We start from the raw sequence: 19,691 nt of genomic DNA, 5'->3' as shown, positions 1-19,691 counted from the left end.
GAGACTCGTCACGCCCCCGGCGTGTAGCGCAGCCCCGAGACGCTGAGCACGATCTTGTCGCGGTCGTCGCGCAGCACCGCCCGCCCGCTGCGCAGGCGCCGCCCGGCGTGCTCGACCTCGGTGGCGACGTGCACGGTGCGGCCGTCGGCGGGCACGGCGCGCAGGAACGTCGCGGTCGCCTCGTCCGCCGGGCCGCCCAGCACCTCGGCGAGCGCGGCCGCGGGCAGCGAGGCGAGCACCCCGCCCTGCACCACCTCCGCGGTGTTCACCGCCACCGGGTCGGGGGCGGCGCCGTCGCGCACGAGGGTGTGCGGCGGGTGCGGCTCCGGCGGCCACGGCGAGGACTCGGCCGTGCGGTAGTCGCCGGCGATGTCGTCGGCGAGGATCGCGTTGCGTCCGGTCGCGCGGGCCACGGTGCGGCCGGCGTCGTCGGTGATCACCGCGGTGCTCAGGGCGACGTCGGGCCCGCGCTCGTCGAGGTACCCGGTCGCGTGCAACGTCCCGTCGACGTCCCGCGCGAGCACGTGCAGCGTCAGGCGCAGCGTCGTGATCCGCTCCCCCGCGGCCAGGGTGCCGGTGACGGCGAGCCCGGAGACGAAGTCGGCGAGCAGCCACAGCGCGGCGTCCAGGCCCTCGGGGACCGGCGCGGGGAGGGAGGCGTCGGCCCGGCCCGGCTCGATCGCGTGCAGCCGCGCGTGCACCGCGGCGTGCACCGGTGCGAGCGGGACCTCGTCGGCGACGCAGCGCCGCAGGAGGTGCAGCGGTGCCTCGCCGGTCGTGCCCGCGGCGCTCAGGACCGCGCGCCGGTACGGATGCGCGGCGTGACCCCGGTGAGGTCGACCGCCAGGTCCCACAGCGCGGCCTGGGTCTCGCGGTCGTGCGACGCGACCGTCGAGCCGACCGGCACCGGCGGGCCCGAGATCTCCTGGAACCCGCTCGGGCCGACGAAGGTGCCGCCGGGCAGGTCGGGCACCGTCGCCGCGTACAGCGTGGGCTGCGCGCCCATCGACGGGCCCTGCGCGATGACCTTGTTGAGCACGCTCATGCCGAGGTCCTGGATCGACTCGGTGCGGCTCTGCAGGTTGGTGGCGCTGTAGCCGGGGTGCGCGGCCACCGAGCGCAGCGGCGAGCCGGCGGCGACGAACCGGTGCTCGAGCTCGTAGGCGAACATGAGGTCGGCGAGCTTGGACTGCCCGTAGGCCAGCCAGCGCTGATAGCGACGGCGGCGCCAGTTCAGGTCCGACAGGTCGATGCTGCCGATGCGGTGGGCGACGCTCGACAGGGTCACCACGCGGTCGGTGACGACGTCGAGCAGTAGGCCGGTCAGGGCGAAGTGGCCGAGGAAGTTCGTGCCGACCTGCATCTCGAAGCCGTCGACCGTGCGCCGCTCCGGGATCGCCATCAGCCCGGCGTTGTTGACCAGCACGTCGACCGGCCCGTCGAGGTCGGCGACGAAGGAACGCACCGAGGCGAGGTCGGCGAGGTCGAGCCTGCGCACATCCGTGGTGCCCCGGGCGCCGTCACCGATCTCCGCCGCGGCCGCGGCGCCCTTCTCCGTGTCGCGCACCGCGAGCACCACCCGGGCGCCCGCGCGCACCAGGTCACGGGCCGCCTCCTTGCCGATCCCGGAGTTGGCGCCGGTGACGACGAAGGTGCGACCTGACTGGTCGCCGATGTCGGCGGGGGTCCACGCAGTCATGCCGGACCGTTGCCCGGCGATCGGGCGATCCAAACGGTGGTCACCGTCGCACGAGGACCTCCGCCAGGTGGCGGTAGACCTCGACGTTCACACCCATTCCGAGGTGACTGCCGCGGACCTCGCGCCACTCGGCGTCGTCGGGGCGGCACGAGGACGGGCGCACGATCCCGTCCTGCGCGCTCCAGATCGCGACCACGGGCGGCGGCGCCGGGGCGACGAGGTCGCCGGAGAACGCGCAGGGGCAGCGCACGGTCAGGCAGTGCGGACGGTGCGGGCGCACGAGGTTCTGCGCGACGCGGGCCCCGCCGACCGCGGCCAGGGTGAGCACCGACGCGTCGAGCTGCGAGGCCAGCGGGCTGCCGAGGGCCACGACCCGCCGCACCAGCCCGGGGCTGCGCGCGGCGAGCGCGCGGGCGAACAGGCCGCCGCGGCTCTGCCCGACGAGGGTCACCGGCTCCCCGGCGCGGTCGGCGACCTCGGCGAGTCGGCGGTCGAGGCGGCGCACCGCGGCCTCGGAGCAGTCGACGTTCCAGGCGATGCCCGAGCGGTAGGACCGGTGGCCGATGCGGCGCAGCCAGTCGTGCAGGACGGTGAGCGAGACGTCACCGGCCAGGAACCCCGGCACGAGCAGGACGGGCGCGCCGGAGCCGTGCGGGACGTCCTCGCCGCGCCAGGTGGCCGACAGCACGAGGCGGGCCAGCTCGAGGTGCACCCGGGCCTCGCCGAACGGTCGTCCCCACCAGCGCGCGGGCGGCGGCAGCTCCCTCACGGCCCGACCCTATGTGAGCGGACCTCGGTGCTATCGGTCCGAAGTCCGCGCACGGGGGTAGGTCAGGCGGCGCACGAGGAGCTCGAAGGGGCCGCGGTGGCCGGCGCGGGCGAGCAGGCCGGCGACGACCACACCGACGAGCCAGGTCGCGAGCCCGATCAGCGTGGCCGTGACCAGGGACGCCGACGACCCGAGCCCGCCGGCCCAGACCGCGAGCACCGCCACGAACACCACCGACTGCGACAGGTACAGCGTCATCGACCACGTCCCCGCCGCCGCGAGGAGACCCCGCCCCGGCCACGACACGCTGCCCAGCAGCCCCATGAGCCCCAGCAGCCCGAGCGCGCCCGCGTACCCGCCGGCCGCGTGTGCCGCCGCGACCACCCCGCCGACCGTGCCCGTCGGCGACCACACCCCGACGACGGCCAGGGCCAGCGGCAGGCCCAGCGCGACCCCGGCGACCAGCCCGCCGGCCGCCCACACCGCGAGCCGCCCCCGGTGCGCGGCCGGCTCGTCGAGGGTGCGCGAGCGCCCGATCACCACCCCGACCAGCACCGCGGGCGCCGTGAGCAGCGCGGAGAACAGCGTCGTCACCAGCCACTCCCCCGGGTGCCCGGCCAGGAACGCGCCGAGGGTCGGTGCCGCGATCGACGGCACCGTCGGGACGCCCTGGGGCCCGCTCGCGCCGGACGAGAGCAGCACCACGAACACGCCGATCGCCCCGCTCATGGCGAGCAGGCCCCGCGACGACGACGTGGCGAGCGCGGGCGCGGTCAGCAGGATCACCAGCCCGTAGGCGCCGATGATGTCGCCGGGGAACAGCAGCAGCCCGTGCAGCGCCCCGATGCCGATCAGGACGATCCCGCGCCGGCGCACCACCGACTCGGGCGCCCGCTCGGCCAGCCGCGCCACGCCGTAACCGACCAGCGCGGCGAACAACGGGAAGACACGCCCGTCGACGAGCACCATCTGCACCACCGCGACGACGGCGTCGGCACCCGTGAGCCCCGACGGATAGCCGCGGTAGCCGATGGGGCGTTCGACCAGGTAGAGGTGCGCGTTGGCCACCGCGATCAGCGCCAGGAGCAGGCCCCGCGCGAGGTCGGGGGTGATCGTCCGCGTGCCGAGCCCGGTCGGTCCGGTCACCCGGGAACCTCCTGCCGTGATCCGTGCCGCCGCTCGGCGGCGGCGTGAGGATGACACGATGGTTCGGTGCACCTCACCGAACCCCCGGACGGCACGACGGAGGACGCCGCCCGTCTCGAGCAGCGCCATCGCGCGCTGAACGAGAACCACGGTGTGTGCGAGGCGATCGCCGCCCTGCCGAGCGGCGAGACGATGCACGCGTGGGTCACGCGGTTCGCGCTCCTCGCCGACCCGACGCGCCTGACGCTGCTGCTCTGCATCCACGCGGCGGGCGAGATCTGCGTGTCCGACCTCGCCGTGGCCGCCGGCCTCAAGGACACCACGACGTCCCAGGCGCTGCGGCTGCTCCGCGCGCAGGGGCTCGTCGCCACCCAGCGCGCCGGCCGCGTCGTGCGCTACCGCCTCGCCGACGAGACCGTCCACGCGCTGCTGCACGAGGTCGTCGGCCACGCCGCGAGGTTGTAGCGGGCCGAAGCGCAGCGGCCCGCAGCGCTCCTGCGTCGCGCTGCGCTCCGCTCGCCGACCCGTGTCACTCTCTGAAGAGCTCCCCGAGGATCTCGGTGAGCCGGCGCGCCTCGATGAGGAACGCGTCGTGGCCGTACGGCGACTCGATGCGCCACACCTCGCCGGCGCCCGGGATGAGCGCGGCGAGCTCCTCCTGCTGGTGCAGCGGGTAGAGGCGGTCCGACACCGACCCGGCGACGACCGTGCGCGCCGTGACGCCCGCCAGCACCTCGGCGAGCGGCCCCCGCCCGCGGGCGACGTCGTGGCCGTTCATGGCCCTGGTGAGCTCGACGTAGCTGCCGGCGTCGAAGCGGTGGACGAGCTTCTCGGCGTGGTGGTCGAGGTAGCTCTCCATCGCGAAGCGCCCGTCGGCCTCCGGGTCCTCGCCCGGCTGGGGCCGGCGCGCGAAGCGGGTGTCGTACTCCTCGGCGGTCCGGTAGGTGTTGTGCGCGATCCGCCGCGCGACGCCCAGCCCGCGGTGCGGGCCCTCGCCGCGGGGCCGGTCGTGGTAGTCGCCGCCGTGCCAGCCGGCGTCCTCCCGGATCGCCGCGATCTGCGGGGACGCCCAGGCGATCTGGTCCGCCGACGCCGCCGCCGGCGAGCACAGCAGCAGCAGCCGCTCCACCCGCGACGGGTACATGACCGCCCACTCCAGCGCCCGCATGCCGCCCATCGACCCGCCGAGCACGGCGGCCCAGGACCCGATGCCGAGCGCGTCGGCGAACCGCTGCTCGACGACGACCTGGTCGCGCACCGTCGTCCGCGGGAACCGCGAGCCCCACGGGCGCCCGTCGGGGGCCGGTGACGACGGCCCGGTCGTGCCCTGGCACCCGCCCAGCACGTTGGGGGCGACGACGAACCAGCGGTCGGTGTCGACGGTCTGCCCGGGGCCGATGAGCCCGGACCACCAGCCGGGCGTCGGGTGTCCGGTCCCGGACTCGCCGCTGACGTGGCTGTCCCCGGTGAGCGCGTGCAGCACGAGCACGGCGTTGGTGCCGTCGAAGCGGCCCCAGGTCTCGTAGGCGACGCGGACGTCGGGGATGGTCTCGCCGCTCTCGAGGGCCACGTCGCCGACGTCGACGAAGCGCCGGTCGCCGACCGGGTCCCCCTCCCGCCAGGCGCCGCTGGCGGGAGGGAGGACCGGGACGGTGGGCACGGAGGTGGTCACGCAGCCAGGGTCCTCACTGGGCGGCCTTCGCCGCGGTGAAGCCCGCCTCGAGGTCGGCCTTGAGGTCCTCGACGTTCTCGATCCCCACGGCCAGGCGCACGAGACCCGGGGTGACACCCGCGGACTCCTGCTCGTTCTCGGAGAGCTGGCTGTGCGTCGTCGACGCCGGGTGGGCGATGAGGCTGCGGACGTCGCCGATGTTCACCAGCTGCGAGTGCAGGCTCGTGCCGTCGACGAAGGCGCGCCCGGCCTCGACGCCGCCGCGGAGGTCGAAGGACACGATCGCGCCGACGCCGCGGGGCAGGTACTTCTTCGCCGCCTCGTACCAGGGGCTCGACGGCAGGCCGGCGTAGTAGACGCGCTCGACCTCGTCGCGCGCCTCGAGCCACTCGGCCAGCGCCTTCGCGTTCTGCACGTGGCGCTCGATGCGCAGCGACAGCGTCTCGATGCCCTGGATGATCAGGAAGGCGTTGAACGGGCTGATGGCCGCGCCGGTGTCGCGCAGCAGCTGGACGCGCAGCTTGGCGGCGTAGGCGCCCGGACCCAGCGCCTCCCAGTACTTCAGCCCGTTGTAGCTCGGGTCGGGCTCGGTGAAGCCGGGGAAGCGGTCGCCGTGGGCGCCGAAGTCGAAGGTGCCGCCGTCGACGACGAGCCCGGCGATCGTGGTGCCGTGCCCGCCGAGGTACTTGGTCGCCGAGTGGACCACGATGTCGGCGCCGTGCTCGATGGGGCGCAGCAGGTAGGGCGTCGGCACGGTGTTGTCGACGACCAGCGGCACGCCGACCTCGTGCGCGACCCCGGCGACCCCGGCCACGTCGAAGACGTTCGAGCCCGGGTTGGCGATCGTCTCGGCGAAGAACAGCTTGGTGTTCGGCTGCACGGCGTTGCGCCACTGCTCGAGGTCGTCCTGGTCGGAGACGAAGGAGACCTGAACGCCCAGCTTCGGCAGCGTGTAGTGGAACAGGTTGTACGTGCCGCCGTAGAGGCTCGGGCTCGACACGAAGTGGTCGCCGGCCTCGGCGATGTTGAGGATCGCGGCCGTGGTGGCTGCGCTGCCGCTGGCGAAGGCCAGCGCCGCGACCCCGCCCTCGAGCGCCGCGACGCGCTGCTCGAGGACGTCCTGCGTCGGGTTCATGATCCGGGTGTAGATGTTGCCCGGCTCCGCGAGGCTGAACAGGTCGGCGCCGTGCTGGGTGTCGCGGAAGACGTAGGACGTCGTCTGGTAGATCGGCGTGGCCCGGGCGCCCGTGGCGGGGTCGGGGGCCGCGCCCGCGTGGACCTGCTGGGTCTCGAACGACCAGCCGGCGCTCGCGTCGGTCATCAGGTACTCAACTCCATCGTCGGTGGTGGGGGATCGTGATCGTCGTCCGTAGGGGTTGCCGCCGCTCAGCGACACCACTCGTCGAACGCGTCGCCGCGACGACTCGGCCAGAACCCTTCGAGATCAACCCGCACCACGCCGATGATCCTCCCGCCCGCGCGGCGCGGGGCACAACCGGACCCGTCGGCTGCGTCACCTCCGTGGCGCCGCGCCACCGTTGCTGGCAGCCTGCCAACGGTGACGGCCTCCACGGTGGATCTCGGTGACCGCGAGTTCTGGGCGGCGCCCTGGGCGCAGCGCTACGAGGCGTTCGCGGCCCTGCGCGCCGACGACGGGCTGCCGACGTTCGCGGAGCCGCAGTTCCCCGGCTTCCCGGCCGGACCGGGCTTCCGCGCGGTCACCCGGCACGCCGACGTCGAGCAGGTCAGCAAGCACCCGGACCTCTTCTGCTCGGGGAAGGGCGCGGTGTCGATCCTCGACCTGCCACCCGAGGCCGGCGAGTTCTTCGGCTCGCTGATCAGCATGGACGCCCCGCGGCACACGAAGATCCGGCGCATCGCCGCGCAGGCGTTCACGCCGCGGCGCACCGAGTCGCTGCTGGACGACGTGACGCGCGTGGCCCGGTCGGTGATCACGTCGGCGCGGGCGAAGGCGCTGGCCGGCGACGGCTCGTTCGACTTCGTCGCCGAGGTCTCGGCCCCGATGCCCCTGCTGATCATCTGCGAGATGATGGGCATCCCGGAGTCGCGCCGCGACGAGGTGTTCGCGCACTCCAACGTCATCCTCGCCGGCGACGACCCGGAGTACGTGACCTCGGACAACCCGCTCGGCGACTACCTCGCCGCGGGCGCCGGGCTGTCGTCCCTAATGACGGAGCTGGCCGCCCTGCGCGAGGAGTCCCCCACCGACGACGTGACCTCCGCGCTCGTGCACGGCACCGTCGACGGCGAGCGACTCACGCACCAGGAGATCGCGTCGTTCTTCATCCTGCTCTGCGTCGCGGGCAACGAGACCACGCGCAACGCGATCACCCACGGCGTGTGGGGCATGCACCTCGACCCGTCGCAGTGGGAGGCGTGGTCGTCCGACGTCGACGGCGTCACCCCGACCGCCGTCGACGAGGTCGTGCGCTGGGCCTCGCCGATCAACTGGATGCGCCGCACGGCGGTCGCGGACACCACGGTCGGCGACGTCCCCGTGTCGGCGGGCGAGAAGCTGCTGCTCGTCTACGGGGCGTCGAACCGGGACGACTCGGTGTTCGCCGACCCCGAGCGCCTCGACCTGCGCCGCTCCCCCAACCCGCACCAGGGCTTCGGCGCGCACGGCCCGCACTTCTGCCTCGGCGCGCACCTCGCCCGCCGGGAGATCGCGGTGATGTTCCGCGAGCTCTTCGCCGGCATGCCCGACCTGCGCGTCGTCGGCGAGCCCGACCGCCTGCGCAGCATCTTCGTCAACGGCGTCAAACACCTCCCCGTCGCCCTCGCGGGGACCGACGCCGCCCGGGGTGCGTGAGGCCCCGACGAGCGATGCGGCATCGCTGGCGTCTGACGCCGGGATCGCCGCATCCGCGCCGCCGCGACACGCAGGCGACCGGACCCATCGGGGCTGCGTGGGGTCGTGATCGCTGTCTCGGTGACCTCCGCGGTCAGCGCGCCGAGGAGTCGCCCGCGCGGGCGCGGCGGAAGATCCGGTGACGCAGGGCGAACGCCCCGAGCGTCGAGAGGATCAGCACGCCCACCACGGCCGGCGTGCCCATCCCGCCCGGGAGGTTCTCGAACGCGATGGCCTGCACGTCGCTCGTCGTGGTCACGGGCGAGCCGGTGTCCTGCCCGGTGAGCGCGCGCAGCGGGCTCCCGGCCGGGGTGAGGAGGAGTGCGGCGTTCGGGGTGCCGAAGTTGAGCACCGGCACCCTCGCCGCCGCCAGCCCGCCCGGTGCCGCGAGCGCCGGTGCCGCGACGACCGCCCGGACGTCGGGGGCGGGCATGCCCGACGATGCCGGCGCGGGCCCGGCCGGCGCCCCGCCCGCGGCGGGCCCGGTGCTGCCGCCGGCTGTCGTCCCGGTGTCGGTCGCGGCGCCGCCGCCCGCACCGCTCGAGCCACCGGTTCCGGCGTTCGCCGACCCGCCGGCCGGCGTCCCGCCGGAGCCGCCCAGGGCGTCGCCGACTCCACCGACCGCGTCACCGACGCCCTCCACCACCCCGGGCACCACGCCGCTCGGTGCCGCCGAGGTCGTCGGCGGGTCGGCGGCCGGCGCCGGCCCGAGCAGGGCCTCGACGAGCGGGGCGATCAGCACGCCCCCGGTGGTCACGCAGTCGTCACCTCGCACGACACCCTCCCGCAGGAGGACGTGGCACGGGTCCCCGTCGGCCGCCGACGCCGTCCCGGCACCGAGGGTCACGGCACCGGTGACGAGAGCACCGACGATCACGCTGGGGAGCAGGCGACCTCGACGAGCGATCATGCACGGACCCCTTCGGCCGGACGGTGGACCCCCGGGCGCACCCGGGTGGTTTGCGCACTCATCGGCGAACGGTCACCGCCGTTACTCGCCAGTTGCCTCTCCTGAGGAAGTGACTCCCTGTGGCCCAGCGGCCACCGACCGGACGGCCGCTGGAGTTGATCCGCTCGCGGGGTTTGAGGAGCACCTCCACGTTGGGTCCGCCGCCCTAGCGCTCAGGCCCGACCGGGTGTCTCGGTCCTGCTCCACGCTCCCGCACGATTGCGGTGCGTGACACTGATCGCATGACCGGCGAGTCCTTGCGTCTGGAGTTCCGGCGCCAGGTGCGCGAGCGGGTCCTCACGACCGCCCACGAGCACACCGTCGAGCGCGGCTGGGAGCGGGTGCGCGTCGGCGAGGTGGCCGTGGACTCCGGGGTCTCGCGCCCGACGCTCTACCGGGAGTTCGGCAACAAGGACGGCCTCGGCGAGGCGCTGATGACGCGCGAGGCGGAGCAGTTCTTCACCGCGATCGGCGAGGCGCTCGCCGAGCACGACGACGTCGGGGACGCGATGGCCGCCGCGACGCGCGTGACCCTGCAGGAGGCCGCGGAGAACCCGCTCCTGCGCGCCGTCCTCACGGGCAGCCGGTCGGGCGACGCCGGGTTGCTGCCGTTCCTCACCTCGCGGTCCGAATCGATTCGGGAGTCGGCCCGGTCCCTGCTCGCGGCGTGGCTCGTGCAGCGGCGTCCGGAGCTCCTGCCGACCCTCGTCGAGGAGACCGTCGACGCCGTCGTCCGCCTGGTCATCTCCCATGTGGTGGCCCCGTCGCTCGACTCCGTCGACGTCGGCGTGCGCGTCAACCACCTCGTCAACGCGCTACTCCGAACGCCAAACTGAGACAAAAATTGGGTCTTGTCTCTGAGCGGGTCACCCCCGCACACTCTGATGCGAGCCGTCGCGTCGAGGGAGACAGGCCCCATGAGCACCACCGAGAGCACGCCCGAAGTCATCACCGACGAGTCCGCCGAGGGTGCACCGCAGCGCCCGTGGCGTGACCGCAAGCGCTACCTCTGGCCCCTGGCCACCGTCATGCCGGCGATGCCGTTCCTGGGCGCCGGCCTGAGCGCCGCCACGGGATGGGCCGGCTGGTGGTGGGTCGGGCCGATGATCCTGTTCGTCGTGCTCCCCGCCCTGGACCTGATCTTCGGGGCCACCGACGACAACCCGCCGGAATCCGAGCGCGAGCGCCTCGAGGCCGACCGCTACTACCGCTGGGTCACCTACCTGTTCCTGCCGATCCAGTACGCGAGCCTCGTGTTCTGCTGCTGGGTCTGGGCCACGTGGGACCTGCCCTGGCACGCGGACCTCGGCCTCGCGCTGACGATGGGCGTCGTGTCGGGCGTCGCCATCAACACCGCCCACGAGCTGGGCCACAAGCGCGAGGACGTCGAGCGCTGGCTCTCGAAGATCGCGCTGGCCAGCTCCGCGTACGGGCACTTCTACGTCGAGCACAACCGCGGCCACCACGTCCGCGTCGCCACCCCGGAGGACCCGGCGAGCTCGCGGCTCGGCGAGGGCTTCTGGACGTTCCTGCCGCGCACGGTGTGGGGCAGCCTGCGCTCGTCGTGGCACCTGGAGAACAAGCGCCGCTCGAAGGGCCGCCACACCGCGCTCGACCACGAGATCCTCGTGGCCTGGGCGATGACGGTCGTGCTGTTCGTGACCCTCGTGGCCGTGTTCGGCTGGGTCGTGCTGCCGTGGCTCGTGCTGCAGGCGGTGGTCGGGTTCTCGCTTCTCGAGGTCGTCAACTACCTGGAGCACTACGGCCTGAAGCGGGCCAAGCGGGACGACGGGCGCTACGAGCGCACCGACCCGCGGCACAGCTGGAACGCCGACCACACCGTGTCGAACCTGCTGCTCTACCAGCTGCAGCGCCACTCCGACCACCACGCCAACCCGCTGCGCCGCTACCAGACCCTGCGGCACTTCGAGGAGTCGCCGCAGCTGCCCAGCGGCTACGGCTCCATGATCGTCGTGGCGCTGTTCCCGCCGATCTGGCGGGCGATGATGGACCGCAAGGTGCTCGCCCACTACGACGGCGACGTCACGCTCGCGAACATCCACCCGCGCAAGCGTGAGCGCTACCTCACCCGCTACGCGCGGACATAGAACCGACGACGCAGGTGTTGTCGACGTGAGTGAGCACCGCACCTGCTGACGCCCTCGACCCCGTCCGCCGCGGCCGGCTGTTCGCCGCGGTGGCCGGGGTCGTCGTGCTCTTCCTGGCCGCCTCGAGCGTCCCGTCCCCGCTCTACGTCGTCTACCAGGCGGCCTGGGGTTTCTCGGCCTCGACGCTGACCATCGTGTTCGCGGTCTACGTGCTGTTCCTGCTGGCCTCGCTGCTGGTGGTGGGCGGGCTCTCCGACCACGTCGGACGCCGCCCGGTCCTCGCCACCGCGCTGGTGGTCCAGACGGTGGCCGTCGTCCTGTTCCTCGTCGCGTCGAACGTGACGATGCTGCTGGTCGCGCGGGCCGTGCAGGGCGCGGCGACCGGCGCGGCGATCACGGCGATGGCCGCGACGCTCGTCGACCTGAACCCGCGGCGCGCGGGGCTCGCCAACGCCACGACGCCGCTGATCGGCCTCGCGCTCGGGGCCCTGGGCTGCGGCCTGCTCGTCGAGTACGCGCCGGCCCCCACGCGCCTGATCTGGATCGTGCTGCTCGCCGGGTTCGCGGTAGTGGCCGTGGTGCTCGCCCTGTTGCCCGAGACCGCCCCGCGACGCCCCGGCGCCCTCGCCTCCCTGCGCCCGCGCCTGCGCATCCCCGCCGGCCTGCGCGCCGACGTCCTCGCCATCACCCCCGTGCTCGCGGCGAGCTGGGCGCTCGGCGGGCTGTACCTGTCGCTCGGCCCGTCGGTGGCCGCCGAGATCCTGGGCCTGCAGAGCCACCTGCTCGGCGGCGTCCTCGTCACCCTGCTCTGCGGGGTCGGCGCGCTGACCGCGGTGACAGTCTTCCGCCGCTCCCCCGAGTCGCTGCTCGCCCCGGCGGGCGGGCTGCTCGCCGCCGGCACGCTCATCACGCTCGCGGGGCTGGCGCTGGGCTCGCCGCTCGGGACGGCGGCGGGCACGGTCGTCGCCGGCCTCGGCTTCGGGTCGGCGTCGCTGGCGTGCTTCGGGACGCTCGCACGGATCGCGGCGCCGGAGACCCGCGGCGAGCTGATGGCCGTCGCCTACACGATCGCCTACCTGGCGTTCAGCGCGCCGGCCGTCGTCGCGGGGTTCGCGACCGTCCAGGTCGGCCTGCGCCCGGTCGCCGAGGCGTACGGCCTCGTCGTCGTCGCCCTGGGGCTGACCGCGGTCGTGGCCCGCGCGCTCGTCGTCCGTTCCCGCCGCGGCGCGACGCGGGAGTGTGTCGAGGCCTGACGCCCGGGAACCCGTCCCCGCGAGAACGATCATCTCCCGAGAGGACGCACCGTGCCGAAGCCCCCGCTTCCCGACGAGGTCCAGCAGCTCCTGGCCCGCCCCAACCCGAGCGTCATCACGTCGATCCGCGGTGACGGGCAGCCCGTCTCCGTGGCGACCTGGTACCTCTGGGACGACGGCCGGGTGCTGGTGAACATGGACGCCCAGCGCAAGCGCGTCGAGTACCTGCGCAACGACCCCCGCGCCTCGATCACCGTCCTCGCCGAGGACGACTGGTACACCCACGTGAGCATCCAGGGCCGCGTCGTCGAGTGGGCCGACGACACCGACCTCGCGATCATCGACCGCGCGTCGAAGCACTACACCGGCAACCCTTACCCCATCCGTGACCGCGCCCGCGTCGCCGCGTGGATCGAGGTGGACCGCTGGCACGGCTGGGGCCAGGTCAAGGCCTCGGACGTTCCCGACAACGCGGGCTGATCAGGGCGCCCAGCGGTCACCCGATCGGCACGGCCCTCCGCGTGATTAGGGTTGCCTGGGTCGGGGCGGGAACTCACCGACGAGTCCCCCACCCCGGCCCAGCCGCGTCGCGCCGGAGGTTGTGAGTGACCCTCGCCCGTGGGCCCTGGACGGGCCCCGTTGGTGACCGCACGAATCTCGAGACCGTCCACGACTCGGTCCTCGACACAGTCGGGACGACGCCCCTGGTGGCGCTCGGGAGGCTGTTCCCCCAGCCCGGCGTGGAGGTGCTCGCCAAGCTCGAGCTGATGAACCCGGGCGGCAGCATGAAGGACCGCTCCGCGCGCTACATCGTCGACAGCGGCCTCGCCGACGGTTCGATCCCGCCGGGCAGCCGCCTGGTCGAGTCGAGCTCGGGCAACTTCGGCGTCGCCGTCGCCATGGTCGCCCGCCTGCACGGGCTGGCGTTCACCTGCGTCGTCGACCCCCACGCCAGCCCCGCCAACGTCGCGATCATGCGCGGGCTGGGCGCGGACGTGGACACCGTCGACGAGCCCGACGAGGCCGGCGGCTACCTGCACACCCGGCTCGCCCGGGTCCACGAGATCCTCGCGACGACCCCCGACACCGTGTGGATCAACCAGTACGCCAACGACCGCAACTGGCTGGCGCACTACCACGGCACGGGCAGCGAGCTCGCCGACGCGCTGATCGTCCCGCCGACACACCTCGTCGGCGCGGTGTCGACCACCGGCAGCCTGCTCGGGTGCGCGCGCCGGCTGCGGGAGGTGTGCGACCCCCTGGAGGTCGTCGCCGCCGACGCCGTCGGCTCGGTGATCTTCGGCGGGCCCGGGGGCCGGCGCGAGCTGCCCGGGCTGGGGTCCAGCCGGGTCCCCGAGCTGCACTCCCCCGCCGAGATCGACCGCGTCGAGCAGGTCGACGACGCGACCGCCGCCGAGGCGTGCCGCGAGCTGCTGGCCACCGAGGCGATCTTCGCGGGCGGCTCGACCGGCGCCGTCGTCACCGCGGTGCGCCGGGTCGTCCGCGACGTCACCCCGCCCGCGCGGATCGTCGCGATCTTCCCCGACCGCGGCGACCGCTACCTCGACCGCGTGTGGGACGACGCGTGGCTCGACCGGGCGCGGGCCCGACGCGTCGCCACCCCGTGACGGACGCCGAGACGCTCGTCCTGCGGGACCTGCTCGACGCCGCGGTCGCCGAGGACGTCGCCGGGCTGCGGTCGGCGACGCTCGGCCCGGGGCCCGAGGGACGCCCCGGAGCCTGGGTGCGGGTCCTGCTCGCCGACGGCAACTGTCTGGCCTGGTGCGCCCGGCCGGGCGGGGTCCTGCAGCGCACGCGGTACGCCGACGGGCCGGTGCTCGTCGGGAAGCAGTGGCGCGAGACCACCGACCCCGCGGAGGTGCTGCGGCTGCTCGCGCCCGACGCGCCGTGGCTCGAGGTGGTCGCGCGGGACGTCGCGCTCTCCGTCGCGCACGCGCTCCTCGATCCCGGGCCGTCGGCCGAGGAGCGCGCCGCCGCCCGCGGACGCCCGTTCCACCCCACCGCGCGGGCCGTCGGCGGATGGACGCGCGCTGACCTCGACCGGTGGGGTCCGGGGCGGAAGGTCGCGCTGGACTGGGTGGCGGTGCGCGAGGACCACCTGCGGCACGGGCATCTCCCCGTCGCCCTGACCTCTCCCGAGACGCCCGACGGCTACCGGGCCCTGCCCGTGCACCCGTTCGACCGCGAGCACGTGCTCCCCGCGGCGTTCGCCCGCGAGCTCGCCGACGGCATCGTCGTGCCGCTGGCCCGCGGGGTCGGCTCCGGTGTGGCGACGGCGTCGCTGCGCACGCTGGACCTCGGCGACGGGCGGCACCTCAAGCTCCCGCTGGGGGTGACGACGCTCGGGTCGGCGCGGCTGCTCGGGGCGCGCTCGCTGGACCACGGGCAGCGCGGCGAGCAGGTCCTGCGCCGGGTGCTCGCCGCCGACCCGGAGCTGGCCGCGCGCGTGGACGTCGCCGACGAGACGGCGTGGTCGGGCTTCGCGAGGCCGGACGGGGGCGACGAGTTCCACGACCGTCCCGGGCACCTGGCCGCGCTGGTGCGCCGGCTGCCCGAAGCGGCCGGCCACGAGCGCGTGCCGCTGGCGGCGCTGGCGTACTTCGGCGGGTCCGAGGCGCTGTTCGAGGCGGTTGTCGAGGCGGTCGTCGAGGCGGGGATCGGGTTCCTGCGCCATGGCGTCGCGCCCGAGATGCACGGGCAGAACGTGCTGCTCGACCTCGACGGCGACCGGGTGGTGCGCCTCGTGCTGCGCGACCACGACGCGGTGCGCGTGCACCCCGGCTGGCTGTCGGTGCCGGACCCCGCCTACCGCCTCGCGCCCGGCGGGACGCAGTCGCTGCGCCTCGACACGCCCGGCGCGCTGATCGGCTTCTTCGCGACGCTGGCCGTCGAGGTGGGGCTCGGCGGGGTGGTCGACGCGCAGGTGCGCACGACGGGGCGTCCCGAGACGCACGGGTGGGCGGCGATCCGCCGGGCGATCGTGCGGGCGGTCGACGGGACGCGCAGCCCGGTCGTGCGCAGCACACTGCACGCCGTGCTGCTCGACGCCGACACCTGGCCCTACCGCTCCGTGCTGCGTCCGCTGCTCGAGCGGGGTCCCTCGCGGGGCACGAGCATGCCGGCGGGCGTGGTGCGGGTGCCGAACCCGTTGCGGGCGGTGCGGTGAACCTCGTCGTCGAGGCGTTGACGGCCGCCGGTCCGGTGCGCGAGCGGGTCCTGACGCAGCTGGTCGAGTCGCTGGTGCTGGAGGACGCTCTCGACGTCGTCGGCGACGGCGGGCCGGGAACGCACTCCGGGCCGTTCGCGCTGCGGTTCGTCCGGACGCCGTCGTTCGGGCGGGTGCGGTTGACGTCGCCGGTGACGCGGTCCGGCGCTCCCGTGACGCCGGGCGAGTTCCTGGCCGACGCCCCGGTCCGGGCCGACCCCGAGTGCCGTGCGCGGCTGGGGCGGGAGCTGGCGGCGACCGTGCTCGGCGACGCGCTGGCCGTGCGGGCGCGTCCCGACGGGCCGCTGGACCCCGACGCGGGCCACGACGTGCTCGAGGCCCTGACCGCCGACGGGCACCGGTACCACCCGGCGTACAAGTCGCGGATCGGGTTCGGGGTCGCCGACCTGCTCGCCTACACCCCGGAGTTCGCGCCGACCGTGCGCCCGGTGCTGCTCGACGCCGACCCGTCGCTGGTGTCGGTGGTGGCGTCCGCAGGTCTCGACCCGGCGACGGTGTGGCGGGCCCCGGCGGGGCGCGTCGGGATCCCGGTGCACCCGTGGCAGTGGGACCACCACGTGGCCTCCCGCCACGTCGACTCGCTGGTCTCCGGGGCGTTGCGGGTTCTGGGTGACGGCGACGCCCACCGGCCCCAGGCGTCGATCCGGACCCTCGCGCGCGTCGACGCCGTCGCCGAGCCGTCGGTGAAGCTGCCCCTGGCGATCACGAACACGTCGACGTCGCGGGGCCTCGCGCCGCACACCGTGCGCAACGCCGCGCCGATCTCGGACTGGCTGGCGGGGATCGTGGCCGCGGACCCGGTGCTGTCGTCGAAGGCGCGCGTGATCGTGCTGCGCGAGATCCTCGGGGTGACCGTGGAGCCCGGTCTCGGGGCGATCTGGCGGGAGAGCCTGCACCCGCACCTGCACCCGGCCGAGCGCGCCGTGCCGTTCCCGGGGCTGACGTCGCGGTCCGCGTCCGGGGTGCCGCTGATCGACCCGTGGATTCGGGCGCAGGGGGCGCGGGCGTGGACCGAGCGGCTGGCCACCGCGGCGGTGCTGCCCCTGGTGCACCTGCTCGTCGTGCACGGGGTGGCGCTCGAGGCGCACGCGCAGAACATGCTGCTCGTGCACGCGGGCGGGCTGCCGACGCGCGTGGCGGTGAAGGACTTCCACGACGGGGTGCGGTTCTCCCGCGCGTTGCTGGCCGCGCCGGGCCCGGCGCTCGAGGCCCCGCCGGCGGACCACCCGAACGCCAACTCGTTCCTCGAGACCTCCGACCCGGCGCAGGTCACAGGGTTCCTGCTGGACTGCCTGTGCTTCGTGAACCTCGCCGAGATCGCGTACCTGCTCGCGGGCGAGTACGGGTTCGCCGAGGAGGAGTTCTGGGCGGTCGTGGCGCGGACGATCCGGGACCACGCGGCGCGGGTGCCGGGGTTCGCGGACCGGCTCGCGGTGTTCGACGTCTTCGCGCCGACCCTGGAGGTCGAGAAGCTCACGACCCGCCGCCTCTGGCCCGACACCGAGCTCCGCGTGCACGCCCTCCCGAACCCCCTCGCCATGTGAGTGCTTTCCGACCCCATAGGGGCGGAAAGCACTCACAGAAGCCGACACGTGAGCGAACTTCGGGGCTATAGCCCGGAAGTTCGCTCACGAGGGGTAGGCGGCCAGTTCGATCAGGTTCTGGTCGGGGTCGCGGAAGTAGACGCTGCGCATGGGGCCGAGCGCGCCGGTGCGGTCGACCGGGCCCTCCTCGATCGTCACGCCGGCCTCGGTGACCGCCGCGGCGACGTCCTCGATCGGCCCGTCGACGACGAAGCACAGGTCGCCGCTGCCCGGGGTCGGGCGCACGGCCTTCGGTTCGAACTCGTGGCCCGCCTCGTGCAGGTTGATCTTCTGGTCGCCGAAGTGGAGGGCCGTGCGCCCGGAGAACGTCCGCTCCTCCATCCCGAGCAGCTCGACGTAGAAGCCGACCGTCGCCCGGAGGTCGGCGACGGTCAGCACGAGGTGGTCGAGGCTGCGCACGTGAGTGGAATGGGTCGCCATGGCGACCCATTCCACTCACCAGGCCGTCAGGCCATCAAGCCCACCCGCCGGAACATGCCGGCCGGGTCGTACTGCTCGCGCACGCCGGTGAGGAACGCGGTCGTCGCGTCGTCCCACAGGTTCCCGAGACGCCCGCCCGCCGCCGGGCCCTGGAAGTTCGGCAGCCCGCCGACCGCCCAGGGGCGGACCGCGTCGACGACGCCACGCGCCGCCGCCGGGGCGACCGCCGCCACCGGCGGGAACATCGGCGCCAGGGCGTACACGTGGAACGCCGCGTCCCGGCCCGCCACCGCGTCGTGGCCGCCCTCCGGACGGCGGGCGATCGCGCCGCCGAGGTGCCGGAGCTCCGCCATGATCAGCGGGGTCTCGACGCCCGGGCCCGCCACCGCGAGCAGCGCGTCGACGGCCTCGACGGGCAGGGCGCCCAGCGCAGCGGAGTCGTCCCAGATCGGCATCGGGTCGGTCGGGTCGGAGTGCACCGCGTCGATCGCCGCGAACGGCATCTCGTCGACCATGTCCGCGATCGGGTCGGCCACCGCCCGCATCGGGGCGAGCAGCGCGGCGCCCTCCTCGGCGGTCCCGAGGTGCGCGAAGCGCAGGTGCACGGCGAACGCCCCCTGCAGCGGCGGCGGCAGCGAGGGGTCCGGAGGCAGGCGCAGCAGCGCGATCGAGCTCGACGCCTCGTCGGGCAGCGTGCCGACCCAGTCGCGCCACGCGTGCAGCAGCTGCGGCGACGCCTCGCCCGGGAAGAAGATCCCGCCGCCGTAGAGGCGGGCGACCGGGTGCAGCGCGATCTCCATCTCGGTGACGACGCCGAACCCGGTCTTGCCGCCGCGCAGGGCGTCGAACAGGTCGGGCTCGCGGGTCGCGTCGACGTCGCGCTCGACGCCGTCGGCGGTGACGAGGCGGACGCGGCGGACCTGGTCGGCGCCGGTGCCGAACGCCCGGGACAGCGGGCCGTGCCCGCCGCCGAGGCAGAACCCGACGACGCCGACGTGCGACGACGACCCGCAGATCGGCGCGAGCCCGTGCGGCGCGGCGGCGGCGATCACCTGCTTCCACTGCGCCCCGCCGCCCACGACCGCGGTGCGGGTGTCGGGGTCGACGCGCACCTCGTCGAGGTGGCGGGTGGAGATCAGGACGGAGCCGGCGAGGTCGCTGAGCAGCTGGTGGCCGGTCGCCTGGACGGTGATCGCGCGGCCCTCGTCGGCCGCCCATCGGACGGCCGCGGCGACGTCGGCGGGACTGCGGGCCTCCACGACCAGGTCGGGGCGTGGCGTCGTGGTCGTGACGAACGGGGCGACGGCGGCGGCGTAGGCCGGGTCGAGCGGGGTGAGGGCGGCGGGGGCGGTGATCGAGGTGGTCACGGTGTCTTCCTCTCGGGGGGTGCGGACGGGGGTTGGACGTCCGGGGACGGCGGAACGGGTTCAGCGGCCGGCGGTGGCGTCGATCTCGACGGCCATGCCGGGGACGGCCAGCCGGGCGACCTGCACGAGCGTCGCGGGCGGCGTGGCGCCGGCGGCGTCGAGGCGCTCGGTGATCGCGCCGTAGGAGGCCAGGGCGGCGTCCATGTCGGTCACGTGGACGACGAGGCGGGTGACGTCGCGCAGGTCCATGCCGCCGCGGGCGAGGAGATCCTCGACGTTGACCATGGCCAGCGACATCTGGGCGGTCATGTCGCCCTCGTGCAGGAGCTGCCCGTCGACGTCGATCGACCCCTGACCGGCCACGGTGAGTAGCTGCGCGGGCGCCGGGCGGAGCTGGGCCTGGTCGTAGCGGAAGCCGGCGTTCCAGGAGGTCGGGTTGATCCTGAGCGGCGCACTGAGCTGCGGGACTGTCATACCGAGAAGCCTGCACCGCCGATCACGCCGGGCCCATCCCAGCGCCCTGGTGATCTGCCACCCCAGGAATCTGGGATGCCCCGATCGCCGCAGCACGTACTACAGTGCGTG

Annotated in this window: 19 protein-coding genes; 9 read left to right on the top strand and 10 right to left on the bottom strand. The window is 74.5% G+C overall.

Annotated features, from left to right (window positions below; all coding sequences use genetic code 11):
- Positions 1 to 8: 8 nt before the first annotated feature.
- From WCD58_RS31710 to WCD58_RS31695, 4 genes are all read right to left on the bottom strand, one after another.
- Complete coding sequence (locus WCD58_RS31710; protein WP_337707135.1) at positions 9 to 713, bottom strand: PaaI family thioesterase; 705 nt, start codon at positions 711 to 713, stop codon at positions 9 to 11.
- 77 nt (positions 714 to 790) lie between these two features.
- Complete coding sequence (locus WCD58_RS31705) at positions 791 to 1,699, bottom strand: oxidoreductase (protein WP_337707134.1); 909 nt, start codon at positions 1,697 to 1,699, stop codon at positions 791 to 793.
- A gap of 40 nt (positions 1,700 to 1,739) precedes the next feature.
- Entirely contained in the window at positions 1,740 to 2,468 is a 729-nt protein-coding gene (locus tag WCD58_RS31700; RefSeq protein ID WP_337707133.1) for an alpha/beta hydrolase, read from the bottom strand.
- A 30-nt stretch (positions 2,469 to 2,498) separates the two neighbouring features.
- On the bottom strand, positions 2,499 to 3,614 hold the full coding sequence (locus WCD58_RS31695; protein ID WP_337707132.1) for a DUF418 domain-containing protein: 1,116 nt from the start codon (positions 3,612 to 3,614) through the stop codon (positions 2,499 to 2,501).
- 192 nt (positions 3,615 to 3,806) lie between these two features.
- Here WCD58_RS31695 and WCD58_RS31690 point away from each other — a divergent pair, with 192 nt between their 5' ends.
- Positions 3,807 to 4,079: an ArsR/SmtB family transcription factor gene (locus WCD58_RS31690; protein WP_337707187.1), complete on the top strand. Its 273-nt coding sequence runs from the start codon at positions 3,807 to 3,809 to the stop codon at positions 4,077 to 4,079.
- Positions 4,080 to 4,143: 64 nt separating this feature from the next.
- Here WCD58_RS31690 and metX read toward each other — a convergent pair whose 3' ends face one another.
- Positions 4,144 to 5,286 carry a homoserine O-acetyltransferase MetX gene (gene metX, locus WCD58_RS31685; protein ID WP_337707131.1) on the bottom strand — a complete coding sequence of 381 codons (1,143 nt, stop codon included), beginning with the start codon at positions 5,284 to 5,286 and terminating at the stop codon, positions 4,144 to 4,146.
- A gap of 13 nt (positions 5,287 to 5,299) precedes the next feature.
- Positions 5,300 to 6,607, bottom strand: a complete 1,308-nt coding sequence (locus WCD58_RS31680; RefSeq protein WP_337707130.1) for a bifunctional o-acetylhomoserine/o-acetylserine sulfhydrylase — start codon at positions 6,605 to 6,607, stop codon at positions 5,300 to 5,302.
- 237 nt (positions 6,608 to 6,844) lie between these two features.
- On the opposite strand from WCD58_RS31680, the gene WCD58_RS31675 reads away from it, so the two are divergent.
- On the top strand, positions 6,845 to 8,119 hold the full coding sequence (locus tag WCD58_RS31675; RefSeq protein WP_337707129.1) for a cytochrome P450: 1,275 nt from the start codon (positions 6,845 to 6,847) through the stop codon (positions 8,117 to 8,119).
- Positions 8,120 to 8,252: 133 nt separating this feature from the next.
- Here WCD58_RS31675 and WCD58_RS31670 read toward each other — a convergent pair whose 3' ends face one another.
- Positions 8,253 to 8,915: a hypothetical protein gene (locus tag WCD58_RS31670; RefSeq protein WP_337707128.1), complete on the bottom strand. Its 663-nt coding sequence runs from the start codon at positions 8,913 to 8,915 to the stop codon at positions 8,253 to 8,255.
- 434 nt (positions 8,916 to 9,349) lie between these two features.
- Between WCD58_RS31670 and WCD58_RS31665 the strand changes: the two genes are divergently transcribed.
- The 7 genes from WCD58_RS31665 to WCD58_RS31635 all read left to right on the top strand — a co-directional run bounded on the left by WCD58_RS31665 (position 9,350) and on the right by WCD58_RS31635 (position 17,259).
- Positions 9,350 to 9,943 carry a TetR/AcrR family transcriptional regulator gene (locus tag WCD58_RS31665; RefSeq protein ID WP_337707127.1) on the top strand — a complete coding sequence of 198 codons (594 nt, stop codon included), beginning with the start codon at positions 9,350 to 9,352 and terminating at the stop codon, positions 9,941 to 9,943.
- An 81-nt stretch (positions 9,944 to 10,024) separates the two neighbouring features.
- Entirely contained in the window at positions 10,025 to 11,215 is a 1,191-nt protein-coding gene (locus WCD58_RS31660) for an alkane 1-monooxygenase (protein ID WP_337707126.1), read from the top strand.
- Between the two features lie 29 nt (positions 11,216 to 11,244).
- Entirely contained in the window at positions 11,245 to 12,468 is a 1,224-nt protein-coding gene (locus WCD58_RS31655) for an MFS transporter (RefSeq protein ID WP_337707125.1), read from the top strand.
- Between the two features lie 51 nt (positions 12,469 to 12,519).
- On the top strand, positions 12,520 to 12,948 hold the full coding sequence (locus WCD58_RS31650) for a PPOX class F420-dependent oxidoreductase (RefSeq protein ID WP_337707124.1): 429 nt from the start codon (positions 12,520 to 12,522) through the stop codon (positions 12,946 to 12,948).
- A 125-nt stretch (positions 12,949 to 13,073) separates the two neighbouring features.
- Entirely contained in the window at positions 13,074 to 14,096 is a 1,023-nt protein-coding gene (gene sbnA / locus WCD58_RS31645; RefSeq protein WP_337707123.1) for a 2,3-diaminopropionate biosynthesis protein SbnA, read from the top strand.
- The gene (locus WCD58_RS31640; protein WP_337707122.1) at positions 14,093 to 15,655 is read left to right on the top strand and encodes an IucA/IucC family protein; all 1,563 of its coding nucleotides are present in this window, start codon (positions 14,093 to 14,095) and stop codon (positions 15,653 to 15,655) included. Before sbnA ends, WCD58_RS31640 begins: the two co-directional genes overlap by 4 nt.
- Entirely contained in the window at positions 15,652 to 17,259 is a 1,608-nt protein-coding gene (locus tag WCD58_RS31635; protein ID WP_337707121.1) for an IucA/IucC family protein, read from the top strand. The genes WCD58_RS31640 and WCD58_RS31635 overlap by 4 nt, the downstream gene beginning before the upstream one ends.
- 84 nt (positions 17,260 to 17,343) lie before the next feature.
- On the opposite strand, the gene WCD58_RS31630 is transcribed toward WCD58_RS31635, so the two are convergent.
- The 3 genes from WCD58_RS31630 to WCD58_RS31620 are packed head-to-tail and all read right to left on the bottom strand — an operon-like array spanning position 17,344 to position 19,580.
- On the bottom strand, positions 17,344 to 17,739 hold the full coding sequence (locus tag WCD58_RS31630) for a VOC family protein (RefSeq protein WP_337707120.1): 396 nt from the start codon (positions 17,737 to 17,739) through the stop codon (positions 17,344 to 17,346).
- Between the two features lie 26 nt (positions 17,740 to 17,765).
- Positions 17,766 to 19,106 carry an FAD-binding oxidoreductase gene (locus WCD58_RS31625; protein ID WP_337707119.1) on the bottom strand — a complete coding sequence of 447 codons (1,341 nt, stop codon included), beginning with the start codon at positions 19,104 to 19,106 and terminating at the stop codon, positions 17,766 to 17,768.
- A 60-nt stretch (positions 19,107 to 19,166) separates the two neighbouring features.
- Complete coding sequence (locus WCD58_RS31620) at positions 19,167 to 19,580, bottom strand: RidA family protein (RefSeq protein WP_337707118.1); 414 nt, start codon at positions 19,578 to 19,580, stop codon at positions 19,167 to 19,169.
- Positions 19,581 to 19,691 lie beyond the last annotated feature (111 nt).

It is taken from the genome of Actinomycetospora flava (assembly GCF_037400335.1).
In the GTDB taxonomy this organism is placed as follows: Bacteria; Actinomycetota; Actinomycetes; order Mycobacteriales; family Pseudonocardiaceae; genus Actinomycetospora; species Actinomycetospora flava.
Note: the sequence above shows the minus strand (reverse complement) of the source record. Positions and strands in the feature narration are given on the sequence as shown.